10 protein-coding genes are annotated in these 14,057 nt (G+C 70.2%); 3 read left to right on the top strand and 7 right to left on the bottom strand.

Annotated features, from left to right (window positions below; all coding sequences use genetic code 11):
* The 5 genes from Pla163_RS11305 to Pla163_RS11285 form a co-directional block, all read right to left on the bottom strand.
* A complete protein-coding gene (locus Pla163_RS11305; protein ID WP_145188099.1) occupies positions 1-1,119 on the bottom strand; it encodes a pyridoxal-phosphate-dependent aminotransferase family protein in 1,119 nt (372 codons plus the stop codon).
* On the bottom strand, positions 1,116-1,805 hold the full coding sequence (locus tag Pla163_RS11300) for an HAD-IB family phosphatase (RefSeq protein ID WP_145188096.1): 690 nt from the start codon (positions 1,803-1,805) through the stop codon (positions 1,116-1,118). Before Pla163_RS11300 ends, Pla163_RS11305 begins: the two co-directional genes overlap by 4 nt.
* A gap of 26 nt (positions 1,806-1,831) precedes the next feature.
* Complete coding sequence (gene serA, locus Pla163_RS11295; protein ID WP_419185828.1) at positions 1,832-3,433, bottom strand: phosphoglycerate dehydrogenase; 1,602 nt, start codon at positions 3,431-3,433, stop codon at positions 1,832-1,834.
* Positions 3,434-3,745: 312 nt separating this feature from the next.
* Entirely contained in the window at positions 3,746-4,315 is a 570-nt protein-coding gene (gene ruvA, locus Pla163_RS11290) for a Holliday junction branch migration protein RuvA (RefSeq protein ID WP_145188090.1), read from the bottom strand.
* 220 nt (positions 4,316-4,535) lie between these two features.
* Positions 4,536-5,873: a DNA-directed RNA polymerase subunit alpha C-terminal domain-containing protein gene (locus Pla163_RS11285; RefSeq protein WP_145188087.1), complete on the bottom strand. Its 1,338-nt coding sequence runs from the start codon at positions 5,871-5,873 to the stop codon at positions 4,536-4,538.
* A 414-nt stretch (positions 5,874-6,287) separates the two neighbouring features.
* Here Pla163_RS11285 and murA point away from each other — a divergent pair, with 414 nt between their 5' ends.
* From murA to Pla163_RS11270, 3 genes are all read left to right on the top strand, one after another.
* Positions 6,288-7,571 carry a UDP-N-acetylglucosamine 1-carboxyvinyltransferase gene (gene murA, locus Pla163_RS11280; RefSeq protein ID WP_145188084.1) on the top strand — a complete coding sequence of 428 codons (1,284 nt, stop codon included), beginning with the start codon at positions 6,288-6,290 and terminating at the stop codon, positions 7,569-7,571.
* Positions 7,572-8,637: 1,066 nt separating this feature from the next.
* Positions 8,638-9,348, top strand: a complete 711-nt coding sequence (locus Pla163_RS11275; protein WP_145188082.1) for a hypothetical protein — start codon at positions 8,638-8,640, stop codon at positions 9,346-9,348.
* A 271-nt stretch (positions 9,349-9,619) separates the two neighbouring features.
* On the top strand, positions 9,620-11,545 hold the full coding sequence (locus Pla163_RS11270) for a tetratricopeptide repeat protein (protein ID WP_145188079.1): 1,926 nt from the start codon (positions 9,620-9,622) through the stop codon (positions 11,543-11,545).
* Positions 11,546-11,628: 83 nt separating this feature from the next.
* On the opposite strand, the gene Pla163_RS11265 is transcribed toward Pla163_RS11270, so the two are convergent.
* Positions 11,629-12,666: a hypothetical protein gene (locus tag Pla163_RS11265; protein ID WP_145188076.1), complete on the bottom strand. Its 1,038-nt coding sequence runs from the start codon at positions 12,664-12,666 to the stop codon at positions 11,629-11,631.
* A gap of 2 nt (positions 12,667-12,668) precedes the next feature.
* Positions 12,669-13,796 carry a hypothetical protein gene (locus tag Pla163_RS11260; protein ID WP_145188073.1) on the bottom strand — a complete coding sequence of 376 codons (1,128 nt, stop codon included), beginning with the start codon at positions 13,794-13,796 and terminating at the stop codon, positions 12,669-12,671.
* Positions 13,797-14,057 lie beyond the last annotated feature (261 nt).

Here is a 14,057-nt window from a genome sequence, read left to right as displayed (position 1 = left end):
TCAGCGCTGGGCGGCGATGGCCGTGCTGGCGGCCGCGAGCAGGTCCTCGAGACCGGCGTCGGTGTGGTCGCCCATGTGACCGATGCGGAAGGTCTTGCCCTTCAGGTCGCCGTAGCCGTTGCTGATCTTGAAGCCGGACTCGTCCAGGTGCTTCGCGAACGCGGCCACGTCGAGGTTCGAGGCCGCGATGCAGCTGACCGTGGCCGAGTTCCATTCCGCGCGGGCGGGGAAGGGACACAGGTCGTGCTCGGCGGCCCAGGCGATCGTGCGGTCGCGCAGTCGCAGGTGGCGAGCGAAGCGCTTGCTCCAGCCCTCGGCCGGCGTCGAGGCACCGCCTTCCAACAGCCCGACCGAGATCTGCTCGAGCTGGAGCGCGAGCGCCTGGTAGAGGCTGATCGCGGGCGTCGTCGGCGTCTTGCGCTGTTCCTGTCCGTCGAGCACGCGCAGCGGGTCGAGGTACCAGCTCCTGCGTTCGAGTCCGCGCGCACGTTCCTGGTAGCGCGCCGATGCGGCGCACAGGGCCAGACCCGGGGGCAGGGCGAGCGCCTTCTGGCTGCCGGTCAGAGCGAAGTCGATCCCGAGCGCATCGAGGTCGACCGGCTGTCCGGCGGCGAGCGTCACGCAGTCGGCCAAGAGATGCGTCTCGGGCGAGTTCTCGCGCAGTGCGGCGGCCAGCGGTCCGAGCGGGGTGACCACTCCGGTCGACGTCTCGTTGGCCACGACGGTGACCGCGTCGAACGGACCTTCGCGATCGATCGTCGCGAGCACGGTCTCGGTGTCGGGTGCGTGACCCCACACGACTTCGAGCGCGTGCGTGTGCTTGCCGAGCGTACGCGCGATCTCGTACCAACGCTTGGCGAACGCGCCGCCGACGACGGACAGCACGCGCTGACCACAGCCGTGCAGCGCGGCTTCCATCAGCGAGCTCGCGCTGCCGCTGGCCACACCGGCCCGCGCGCCGTTCGCCGGATCGAAGCCGAAGAGGTGCGGCAGGTGCGGATCGATGCGTTCGATCAGCTCGGCCATCTCGGGGGCGCGGTGCCCGATCATCGGCAGCGCCTGGGCGTCGAGAATCTCGTCGCGGACCTGAACGGGCCCGGGAATCCAGAGGATGGTCATCGGACGAGCGCCGCGAGTTCGTCGGGCGCGAAGAGGAGGGGGCGGAGTTCGTGGACGGACATGGCGTGGGCCGCGGCGCGCTCGAAGACGGCGGCGCGGCGTTCGACGGCGCCGAAGGCCACGAAGCGCTGGACGACGCTCGCGGCCTCGAGATCGGTGGCGCCGTCACCGACGAGGGCCACGCGGCCGAGATCGCGCTCGCGAACGAGGCGGCCGATCAGTTCGGGCTTGCCGCCGGAGCGCGCGAGCGGGCTCGTGCGTTCGAAGTCGGCGAAGGTGCCGTCGGGCGCGAACGTGACGTCGACGGCGAAGGTGTCGTTCACCGCCACGCCGAGATGTTCGGCGACGGCGGCGACCGCGGGCAGGAGGCCACCCGAGACGATCAGCACGCGCTTGTTCGCCGCCTGCAGATCGCGGACCAGCTCGGCCATGCCACGGACGAGTCGCTCGACGTACAGCCCTGCGACGCGCTCGAGGTCCGCGCGCGTGGGGCGCACGCGTTCGAGCCGCAGGCCGTACACGTCCTCCAGCGGAACCTCGCCGACCATGGCGCGGTTCGTGAGTTCGGCCAGCGCGGCGCGGTGCTCCTCGCCGACCAACTCGTCGATGCCTTCGATCTCCGAAAGGGTCGAGTCGCAGTCGAAGACGACCGTGTCGTAGGGCGGCGGCGCGTCGGCGACGGGCATGGTCACGGGTGTGCTCTCGGCGGCGGTCACGGGTGCACGCAGCGGACCCAGCGGATCGGCTCGATCGACTCCAGGTCGGCGATGACCTCGCGTTCGGGCGTGCGATCGAGGCGCAGGAAGGCCGAGGCCAGACCGTCGGGGCGTTGGCTCGACAGACCGAGGTCGACGCGGCGGATGTTGACGCCGTGTTCGCCGAGCGTCGTGCCGATCTTGCCCAGCACGCCCGGCTGGTCCTCGTGGCGCGTCAGGAGCAGCGGACCCTCGGCCAGAAGGTCCACGTGCACGCCGTCGATGCGCGTGAAGTGCGGCTCGTTGCCGAACAGAGCGCCGCGCACCTGCACGCCGCCCTCCTTGCACTCGACGCGCACGAGCAGGTGACCGTCGTGGTAGATCGACTCCTCGTCGCAGCTCGCGAGCACGTGGATGCCGCGTTCCTTCGCGAGCAGCGGCGCGTTCACGAAGTTGACGCCGCCGCCGACCACGTGGCGCAGCACGCCGACCAGGACCGCCAGTTCGAAGGCCTGCGTGCCGAACTCGGCCAGCGCGCCACCGGCGGTGATCTCGACCTTGTTCGCGGGGCCTTCGAGACCCTGGACCGCGAAACTGCCCATGCGCTCGGCGAGTTCGAGTGCCGGCGCGATGCGCTGCATGTCGGCGGCGCCGAAGGTCGGCATGTTGACCGCGTTGCGCGCCACGCCGTCGAGCAGGTAGTCGGCCAACTGCTCCGCGATCATGTCGGCGACGCGGTCCTGGGCCTCGGCGGACGATGCGCCCAGGTGCGGCGTGACGACGACCTTCTCGTGGGTGAGCAGCGGGTTGTCCGCGGCCGGCGGTTCGACCTCGAGCACGTCGAGCGCCGCGCCCGCGATCTCGCCCGCGTCGAGCGCTTCGAGCAGCGCGGCCTCGTCCACCACGCCGCCGCGCGACGTGTTGACGATGTAGGCCGTGTTCTTCATCGCACGCATCGCTTCCGCGCCGACCATGCCGCGCGTGGAATCGAGCAGCGGCACGTGCAGGCTGATGAAGTCGACCTGCGGCACGAGCTCGGCGAACGGGACCAGTTCGACGCCCGCGATCGGCGAGCCCTTGCCGGCCGACTCGAGGTACGGATCGTGCGCGATGACGCGCATGCCGATACCCAACGCGCGCTCGGCGAGCAGTCCACCGACGCGCCCGAGCCCGACGATGCCGAGCGTCTTGCCCGTCATCTCGGCGCCCATCAGGCCCTTCTTGTTCCACGAGCCTTCGCGCACGCGGCGCGTCGCGGCCGGGATGTGGCGTGCGAGCGACAGGCACAGCGTCAACGCCAGTTCGGCCGTCGACAGCGTGTTGCCACCGGGCGTGTTCATCACGACCACGCCGCGCTCGGTGGCTGCGGTGCGATCGATGTTGTCCACGCCGATACCCGCGCGGCCGACGGCTTTCAGGCGCGTCGACGCTTCGAGCACCGGGCGCGTGATCTTCGTCGCCGAACGCACGACGCAGGCGTCGAACTCGGTGACGGCTTCGCACAGGGCGGCTTCGTCGAGGCCGAGGCGCGTTTCCACCTCGAGGCCACGGGCTTGCAGGATCTGGACGGCGGACGGAGCCAACTCGTCGCAGATGAGGACGCGGGGAACGCCTGTCACGGGAGTCACGCGGGGGAACGGGCCGGTGGGGTCGGCGGACAGTGGGGGAGCGCCCGCCGTGGGGGAGTCGGGTCGCGGGACCCGGAGTCCGCGGAGGGTAGCGAGCGCGGCGCGGCGCCGACCGTCGCGCCCCGATCAATGTGCGCACGGGTCGCGCTCCCAGGACGGCCGCGCCGCGCAGCTCGCCGGCCCCGTTCCGACAGGGCCCGTGCCGCGCGGCGACGTAGAAGAGTCCAGTCCTGTCGTGCGCTCCGCGAGCGTCGTTCGTCCGCGCCGCTCCGCCCGATGGCGGCGTTCCGCTCGCCCGCGCCCCTAGCCGCGCAGGGCCGCCCGCAAGAGCGCATCCAGATCGTCGGTCCCGACCTCCTTCGCGGCGCGCTCGGCCGCCTTCTTCGCTTCCTTCTCGGTGAAGCCGATCGAGATCAGTGCGGTCATCGCGTCGTCGAGCGGGGGCAGGTCGCCGCCGCCGGTCGCGTCGCCCTCGACCTGCGGACCGAAGCGATCGGACAGGTCGAGCAGGATCTGCTCGGCGGTCTTCTTGCCGACGCCCTTGAGCCTCGTGAGGCGCGCGGCGTCCTTCGCGCGCACGCAGGCGATGAACTCCTCGCGGTCCATGCCGGACAGGATCGCGATCGCCATCGCCGGTCCGACCCCTTTGACCTTGAGCAGTTGGCGGAACAGGTCGCGCGCCGCACGCGTGTCGAAGCCGTACAGGGAGTGGCTGTCCTCGCGCACGACCTGGTGCACGTGGACGATGGCCTCGCTGCCGCTCGTGAAGCGCGTGCCGGCCGGGACGATCAGGGCGTAGCCGACGCCCGCCGCCTCGAGGACGATCGTGGTGGGGCGGCTCTCGGCGATGGTGCCGCGCAGGTACTCGTACATGGGAGCGGTCGGGCGTTCGGAGTCGTGGACGGCCGTGGTGGTCGATCGGGCGCGAGGCGCTCAGGTTCGGCGTCGCGAAGGCGCGCGCGGCCGTCCGCGATGATGCGTTCGGTGCGCCGCCAATGCGAGCGGCGGGGCGAGCGCCGTTCGCGCTCGCCCCGCCGCTGATTCGGTTCGGGTCAGCCGCGCACTCGACGCGCCCGCGACCCTCACCGGGCCGTCACTCGCCGGTCAACTTGAGGTTGTGCTCGGCCAGCTTGCTGCGCAGTTCCTGCAGCGACGTGTTGCCGAAGTTCGGCATCCCGAGCAGCTCGTCGGCCGAGTGCTTGATGATGTCGCCCAGAGTCAGGCAGCCGAGCGACTCGACCGTGCGGCGCGCGCGGATCGACAGCTGCAGGTCCGTGATCGAGCGGTTGCGGGGATCGGAGTCCTCGCCCACGGGACGGCGGGCGCGCGCTTCGATCGAGGCGACGGCCTCTTCGCGCGGCATGCCGAGTCGCAGGCCCTTCGTGCGCAGGATCTCCTTGATCTCGTTGAGGGAGGTCTCGCCGAAGTTCTTGTAGGAGAGCAGTTCCTGCTCGGTGCGGCACACCAGGTCGCCCAGGGTGTGGATCTGCATCTTGGACAGGCAGTTGCGCGCGCGCACCGACAGTTCGAAGTCGGTGATCGGGATGCGCAGGATCTGGTTGAGCTTGTCCTCCTTCCGCTCGAGATCCTCGTCGTAGAACATGTCCATCGCCGAACGCGCGTCGGCGAGGTACAGGCGCGCGCGTTCGTCGGTCGGATCCAGACGCGCCACCATGTCGTAGATGGCGGCGGCTTCCTCGTCGCGGCTGTGGTCCTCGAGCAGGACGCCGTAGTTCAGCATCATCGGCCGGTCGGCGATCTTCAGCTGGACGGCCATCTGGTAGCACTCGAGTGCAACGCTGTCGAGACCGGCGCGATCGGCCAGGTAGGCGGCGCGGAAGAGGTTGCCGCGCAGGGTCGGGTCGAGGTCGCGGGCGGCCAGGTAGTGCTCGAGCGCCGACTGGGTGTCGTTCATGAACTCGGCGCGGCGGCCCTGCAGGTAGCGGCCTTCGGCGCTGTCCGCGAAGTCGTCGGGCGCGCCCTTCAGCATCTCCTCGACGAGGGCGGCGACGTCCGTGTCGGGGGCCTCGATGAGCTTGGCCTCGAGCTGCGCCTCGAGCGCACCGCCGCGCGGGCGAGCCACGTCGGGGTAGGAGTCGGACAGGCGCTTGAACAGCGGCAGGGCCTCACCCGGACGGCCGAGGGCCATCAGCGCCTTGGCGCGCGTGTAGTCGGCCACGTCGTCGCCCTGGTGGGGGGCGAGCAGCGCGACGCACTTCTCGTAGTCGGACAGCACCCAGGCGGCGAGCCCCTTGCGGCGGCCCTCCTCGCCGGTGTCCGCCTTGGACTTCATCTGCGATTGGAAGTTCGCGCGCTCCTTCGCGGTCGCGAGCACCATGGTGCGTCCGTTCTGGAGCAGCGCGAAGGTCGGGTTCTCGTCGGTGAAGAGCTCGAACGCGGGCTCGTCGATGGTGGCGGTGGCCTCGGTCATGGATCGTTGGGGGCTGGTCGAGCGGTGGTGAGCGAAGCGGTGCAGCGAGAGCGGACGGTGCCCTCGGAGCCTGCCGCCGCGCGGGCGCCGGTGGTGGGCGACCGTCCTACGGATCCCCATTTGGATCCGCGGCCGGCGGTGGGGCCCACGGGCCGGTCCTTGGCGCCCCTGTTCTGGGGTTCGTCGAGCGCAGCCGGACCGCGGATAGTAGTGACCGGGCGCGGAGTGCGCAAATGCACGGCTCGCGCCGAGTCGGCCCGTTCCCGGGTCGGATGGCTCGGCCCGCCCGCTCCGTCGTGCCGGGCGGTCCGGCCCCGCGGCTAGAGTCGCCGCGAGGGCTGCACCGGCGGCCCCGAAGAACGACGAGGGCGCGCCGATCGAGGCCGCGCCAGGGACGAACGGAGCGAAGCGGCGATGGACAAATTCGTGGTGGAGGGAGGCGTGCGCCTCGACGGTCGGGTGACCGCGGCGGGCGCCAAGAACGCCGTGCTGCCCATGATGGCGGCCGCCCTCCTGGGGGACGGTCCGCTGCGGCTCGAGCGCGCCCCGCACCTGTCCGACGTCCGCACCATGCTCAAGGTCCTCGAGGGCCTGGGCTGCGAGGGCCGCCAGGAGGAGGACGGCACGGTCGTGCTCGAGACGAAGGGCGAGCCCAACGTCGTCGCCCCCTGGGAGCAGGTCCGCAAGATGCGCGCGAGCGTCTGCGTGCTGGGCCCCCTGACGGCGCGTGCTCACCGGGCCGAGGTCAGCCTGCCGGGCGGCTGTGTCTTCGGCGTGCGTCCGATCGACGTGCACCTGCGGGGCCTCGAGGCCCTGGGCGCGCGCGTGACGATCGAGAAGGGCTACGTGAAGACCGAGGCGCCGGGTGGCTTGAAGGGCGCCGAGGTCTTCCTGGGAACCGCCTTCGGTCCGTCGGTCACCGGCACCATGAACGTGATGATGGCCGCGACCCTGGCGAAGGGCCGCACGGTCATCCACGGCGCGGCCTGCGAGCCCGAGGTGGCGGACCTGTGCCGCTGCCTGGTGGCGATGGGCGCGAACATCGACGGCATCGGTTCGCCGCGCCTCGTGATCGAAGGCGTCGAGCGTCTGGGCGGAGCGACCCACCGCGTGCTCGCCGACCGCATCGAGGCGGGGACGTACCTGGTGGCCGGCGCGATCACCGGCGGCCGCGTGCGCGTGGACGACTGCCGCCCCGGACAGCTGGCCGCGCTGACCGACCGCCTGCGCGAGGCGGGTTATGGCGTCGAGCGCGGCGACGACTGGATCGAGGTGCACGGCGAGGGCTTCGGCCAGCGTCCGCGTCCGACCGACGTGACGACCCAGCCGTTCCCCGGTTTCCCGACGGACCTGCAGGCCCAGTGGATGGCGCTGATGTGCCGCGCCGAGGGCGTGAGCCTGGTGACCGAACGCATCTATCCCGACCGCTACATGCACCTGCCCGAGCTGGTGCGCATGGGGGCGCGCATCCGCCGTCAGGAGGCGACGGCGGTCGTCGAAGGCACGCCGCGCCTGTCCGGTGCGCCGGTGATGGCGAGCGACCTGCGCGCGTCGGCGGCGCTGGTGCTGGCGGGGTTGGTCAGTGACGGCGTGACCGAGGTGCACCGCGTGTACCACATCGATCGCGGCTACGAGCGGATCGACGATCGGTTGAGGGCGTTGGGGGCGAAGGTGCGAAGGGAAGAGGGCGGGGAGTAGCGCGTACGGCCTCACAGAGTCGGGCACCAACTCGTCGATCGACGGATCGGTGCCTGGCTCCGTACCTGGCGACCGCATTGAGCACTCCGTGCCCTGCATCGCGAAACCCAGGCCTAGCCGCACCGAATCATGGCGCTTCAACGAATGCCACGCAGTTGTTGCGCCGTGTGTGGCTCTTCTCCGGTACTGCGGAGCCATCTCCTGCCCAGGGCCCTCTATTCTCGGCTCCGCGGAGACGAAGTAGTCATTGGGCCTGTTCGGGTTGAGAGAGGACGAGCCAACACGAGCTCCAAACAGGTTGCGATTCCGCTGCTGTGTGGGCCAAGCGAGCAACGCCTCGGCCTGATCGTAGACCGACCTGCTTGCGAGTTTGCCGAAGGTGGGAGCCGAAGCCGGCAAGCGCTGCAAGAGATCCGTAGCGCGCCAACGGCTGCTCGGCTGCAAGGTGCTCTCGTCAAGGATGCTGGCGACCTCAAGTCCATTTCGTCGCTGGTGCGTTTCGGGCTCTCAGTGCTTCTGAGGTGGGACTTGGGAGGAGAAGCATGGATGTGCTCAAGGGCTTATCCGAGCCTTGGTCCCTTCCGTGGTCCCATACAGAGCGCGCTGTTCCACGACAGTGCCTTTCCTGAGCGAGTCTCCGTGGATCTTGCATTTCTGGCTCCTTCGACAATGCCTTCGACGAACATGCTCGTTCTTCCCGAGGTCAAAAGGCGGCAAGGCCCCTTCGTTTCAGACTGGTGGATCCCTGGGATCTACTTCCGAGTCAGTGTCGGTCGGAGCAAGGGCGCGGACTCTCTCTCGCACTGCAGGGTCCTCCTTGTCGACGATCCACTCAAGTTCGCGCCTTACAGAGAGGCGGCACGAAGTGTCGTGTCCGCATCGCGGCATGGAAAGCTGGCGAAGTGGGTCGACAGCCAGAATTGAGGTCTACGGGCTCGGGCACCGGCCCGTCGATCGGCCGACACGACGGGCCGCACGAAACGGTCAGACTCCGTATCGCGTCGCGATACTCCGATTCACGCCGGTCGGCTAGAATTCGAGTCTGATCCACGGCCCCTCGCCAACCATGAATCGAATCACGCTCGCCCTTGCCGCCGCGGTCGTCACGACCGGCCTCGTCCTCTTCGTCGCCACGCGCGACGCGCACGCCAGGCCGCCCGCGCTGCCGCCGGTCGAACTGCCCGCGGCGTGGTCCCAGGTTGAGGGAGAGTCGCTCGCGCAGCGCTATCCCGAACTCGTGGACCTGGTCGTCGCGGACGGGCACACGCTCGCGGACCTCGACCTCGAGACCTGCGACCCGCAGCTGATCGATGCGTTCCTCACTGCCACGTGGCGTGTCGCGAACGGCATGCAGACCGAGCTCGTCGCGTCGCTCGAGAGCGCTGGCGTCGAGCTCGGATCGCGTCTGATCTCACGGGACCTGGCGCGTGAGCGCTTCGAAGCGAACCCGCACGCCTACTTCGTCGCGTACAGCTCGCCGCGGAGCTTCGGAGGTCGCGGCTTCATCGACATCGCGGGTGAAGCGTCCCCGGAGCTGTTCGCGTGCCAACGCCTGTCGGCGGAGCTCTCGACCCACCCGCGTCGCGAGGCCGCTCTGGTCGGGGCGATGTACGCGCCGCCGATGACGACGAGGACCGACAGTTCCGGTCGTGAATCGACCGTGTACCCGCAGGTCGAGCGCTGGGAGCGCGAGGGTCCGAGCCAGCGTCTGGTGGGCTACGACGCGACCGACCACGTCGTCATGCACATCGCCGGCGGTTGTGTCGGCGTGCCCTAGCGGGATTCGGAGCCGGGCACACGGAGACCGGCACCGACTCGTCGATCGACCGACACGATCGACCGCGCGAACCGAGCGGGCACGGGGAACCGCAGACGAGGCCGTCGGCCGTTCGAGCGCGCAGCGATCGCGAGTCCGTCCGATTTCTCTCGTTTCCCTGGCAGCTGGCGACGAGGGTTCACGCCACCTGGGTCGTACGCGCCCGCCTCGCTCGGCGAAGCGGCGCTCTCGATCCCCCGGAACGTGTTCCGACGGCCCCGACCCAACTGCCATGCGCCCGCACCTTCGTCTCGCTCTGCCCCTCGGTCTCGTGCTCGCCGCCTGCTCCGGCCCGCGCACCACGGTCCTCGTCGAGGGCGCAGCTTCGACCGCGGGCAGCCGCTCCGCGCGCGTCTTCGACGGCGACCTCCTCCTGCGCGAAGGCGGCCGCACGGTGCTGATCGAGGACGCCATCGCGCCGGACGGACCGCTCGAGTTCAGGACCACGCGCCGCGCCTGGACGTTCGACCTGCCCGACGGCGAGCTGGTCTGGAACGCGGACGGCGTTCGCGTCGGCGATCGGGTGCACGCGCTCGAAGCGCCCGGTGCGCTCGTGCTCGACGCGCGCGGCCAGCGACTCGAGTCGGAACCGCTCGAACCGCACTACCTGATCGGTGCGATCCACCGCGACGTGACGACCGATTCGGCCGCAGCGCAGGTCTGGTTCGACCGCGGCCTGGCGCTGTGCTTCGGCTTCAACCACGCCGAAGCGGTGGACTGCTTCCAGCGCGCGATCGAGCTCGATCCGGGCTGCGCGATGGCTCACTGGGGCGTCGCCTACGCGCTCGGCCCGAACTACAACAGCCCGGTGATCGACGACGCGTCGAGCCTGGCCGCCTTCGCCGCGATCACGCGCGCCCGCGCCGAGCTGGACGACGAGTCCGACGTCGAGCGCGCGCTGGTCGAGGCGCTCTCCACGCGCTTCTCCGCCGAACCGCCCGCCGATCGCACCGGCCTCGACGCCGACTACGCCGTCGCCATGCGCCGGGTCGCCGCGCGCTTCCCCGACGACCGCGACGTGGGCGCGCTGATGGGCGAGTCGGTCATGCAGCTGCGCCCCTGGAACCTGTGGTCGCACGACGGCGTCGCCGCGCCCGAGTTGGCCGAAGTGCGCGCTGTTCTCGAAGCCGGTCTCGAGCGCTGGCCCGACCACCCGGCGCTGTGCCACCTCTACATCCATGCGATGGAAGCGGGTCCCGAAGTCGAGCTGGCCCTGCCCGCCGCGCGCCGACTCGAAGGCCTCGCGCCGGGTCTCGGTCACCTGGTGCACATGCCGAGCCACACCTACGTCTGGACCGGTCACTACGACGACGTGGTGCGCACGAACCTCGCCGCGGTGAAGACCGACGACGCCTACGCGGCCGCCACTCAGCGCCAGGGCATGTACACGGCCTACCGCATCCACAACTACCACTTCGTGGCCTACGGAGCGATGTGGGAAGGGCGGCGCGAGTTGGCGCTCGAGCACGCGCGTGCGATCCCCGCGCAGATCTCGTCCGAGGAGCTGGCGGCGATCCCGGACCTGTTCGACGTGTTCCACGCCACGCCGTACCACGTGATGGTGCGCTTCGGCATGTGGGACGAGCTGGTCGCCGAACCCGATCCGGGCGCGGAACTGCCGGCGACGCGCACGATCTGGCACTACGCGCGCGGCGTCGCGTTCGCAGCGCTCGGACGCGTGGACGAGGCCGAAGCCGCGCAGGCCGCCTTCCGTGCTTCGCGCGAGGACGTGCCCTCGACGCGCGTCCTGTTCCAGAACCCGGTCGAGCTGGTCTACGACGTGGCCGAAGCCTTCCTCGAGGGCGAGATCGAGTACCGCAAGGGCAACTTCGACGCCGCGTTCGCGAGCCTGCACGAAGCGGTCGCGCTCGACGAGAAGCTCAACTACGACGAGCCGTGGGGCTGGATGGAGCCGACGCGCCACGCGCTGGGTGCGCTGCTCGCCGAGCAGGGCTGGCACGAGGAGGCCGTCGAGGTCTACCGGGCCAATCTCGCGCGCTATCCCGAGAACGGTTGGGCGCTGTACGGCCTGTCGAAGAGCCTCGCGGCCCTCGGTCACACCGAGGAAGCCGCCGCGGCCCGTGCGCGCTACGACGTGGCCTGGGCCCGTGCCGACACGCCGCTGTTCGCCGCCTGCATGTGCGCGAACGGCAAGTAGCGGCGGCGCGCGACCTAACGGTGTCGCACTCCACTGTGCTGGTCGACCGACCAGCACTGTGGTATGCGACACCGTACAGCCCGTCAGCGAACGTCTACCGGCCCGATCTCGCAGGTCGTCGTGGTGCCGTGCGTGACGACGACGACGCGCGTCGCCACCAGGTCGAAGTGCGGTGTGATCAGGGCGAGCGTGTACTCACCCGGCAGCAGGTGGTCGATCGTGAACGCTCCGTCCTGGACCGGCGCGCTCGGCCAGAACTGTGAAGCGCTCGCGAGCAACGCGGGTCGCTGAGGGTCGTCGTGGAGTTCTGCATCCAGGCCATCGATCGTGGGTATCGCTAGGACCCGTGGATCGAGCGTTTCGAGGGCGACATCGATCCGTCCCACGACATTCCCTTCGCCCGGGCCTGTGATGTGCACCGTCTCCCCGCGTGGAAGCTGGACGGCCGTGACGTGCATGCCCCCCAGAGTCTCGGCCCGTACCCAGTAGTGCGATCGGTCGGAGAACGAGTAGACGTCGAATCCGCTCGCATGCACGCCCACTTGGTCGAACAGTTCGCTCCACTGTCCGAATTCATAGTCGCTCACCACGATCCGCAGCGGTACAGGTGTCGAGAGCACCACGGAACCGAAGTGGGGAGGAGGAGTGGGTTCGAGCACCCCGAGATCGAGGACGCCGGCGTCGGGGAACCCGACAGCGGTCGTCATCGAAGGCAGCGACTCCAAGACGTAGGGGAAGCTCAAGTGGTCCGTAGTCGACCCGTCGTTCGGGCTCCACCAGAGGCGGACGAGAAGCTCTTCGCCGATCCAACGATCGCTCAGGCCAACGGCGACTTCGAACGTCCCGTCATCCGAGTCCTGCAGGTGCGGCATGACGTACTCGCCGCCACGGCTGGCGCGCTGGACCACCATCAGCACGTCCTGCAGCTTCGCTCCGCTCGGTAACGCGACCGTGCCGCGGAGGATGACACTCAATGAGTCGTGCTCTCCCTCGACGATCGCATCGGCGGGACGCGGCGCCGCGCAGGCGGTGAGGAGGCTCGTGACGAGTCCGAAGCAGATCGCGAGCGCACGCGGCACGCGCCGCCCCGCCGAGCGGCGTCCGAGAGAGCGCGGCAGCACGCTCACCCCGCCGTCGCCGTCTGGGTCAGCGTCATCTCGCCCGCCCAGGTCGCGGTGCCGGCCACGAACTCGAACTCGCCGAGGCCGGGCAGCTCGATCACGAAGCGGCCGTCGATGCCGAGCTCGAACCGAAGCGGCAGTTCCATGTGGTGCAGGTGGTGACCGTCCTGGTCCCAGGCGAACTCGCCCTCGCCCTGCATCTGGATCGTGACGATCAGCTCGATCGTCGGGACCGGGCCTTCCTCGCCGCCGCCTTCGGCCTCCATCTCGGCAAGGACCAGCTCGGTCAAGAGCGCCCCCACGTCCATCGAGATCGACTCGTCCACCTCGAGGTCGAAGACCGCCAGCGCGCGACCCGAGTTCTCGTCGGGGCGGAACGACTTGAACAGCATCTGCGCGCTCACGCTCTCGAACGCGTTCTCGAGTTCGCCGAGCAGCGTGTCGATGAACGCGCCGGTGCTCGCGTCGTCCTCGGACGCGCTCGATCGCATCTGATCCAGCAGCGCCTCGGTCTCGAACAGCGGCAGGACGGTCGCGACGAAACCGTCGAGGCCGAGTTCCACGTCCCAGCGCGCATCGGGCTCTGGCGCACCGGTGGGCAGGAGGTGCAGGTGATCCATGTCGACCCGCAGGCCGGCGAGCATCTTCTCGTCCTCGGCGTCGGGCTCCTCGTCGCCGACCAGCGTGCGGGTGTAGTCGCCCGCGTCCTCGTCCCACGCGAAGCGCACCGTCCTTCGATCCTCGTCGTCGTCGTCCATGGACTCGCCGTCGAGGCGGCTGTCGACCATGGTCCGCACGAACGCGAGCGCGCGGCCGCGGCGCGAGCGCTCGAAAGCGTCCTCGACGTCGAACTCGAGCTGCCACTCGCCGCCCAGAGCATCGGGGTCGAGGCTCTCGTCGAGGTCCGCCGGCTCGATCGGCTCGCCGGCCTGGGTCAGTGCGTAGTCCGCGACCTGGAGCTCGAGCGCGACCGACACGGTGCGCTCGAGGCGCGCCCCGTCGGCGGGCTGGAAGTAGACCTCGTCCCCGGCGAGGACCGAGCCGAGGAGTCCGGCGCCGAGCAACCAGGGACCGACCCGGCGGGGGGCGGAGAGGACGGTCGCGGTGAACGCGGTGGCGAGCGTGGTCATGGAGCGGGTTCCAGGGAGGTGGCGCGGAGCGCGGCAGGGGGAGGTGGGGGGCGGGACCCGGGCATCCTAGCGGCGGCCCGCGGGTGGGGGCTGCGCGGGTCCGGTCGAGGGGCGCCGACCCGTTGCGAGAGAGGCGGAAGCGGCCGGTTCGTGCGGTGTCGAACCCACACGCGGTCACCGGTTGGGACGACGTGCCGGAGCCGCTCGCACACGTGCTCCGGCACGTCGCGTCCACCGGCGCTGCGACGGGTGTGCGCCACC

This window comes from Rohdeia mirabilis, assembly GCA_007750655.1.
In the GTDB taxonomy this organism is placed as follows: Bacteria; Planctomycetota; UBA1135; order UBA1135.
The sequence above is the reverse complement of the archived record's forward strand: the minus strand, read 5'-3'. Positions and strand labels throughout refer to the sequence as shown.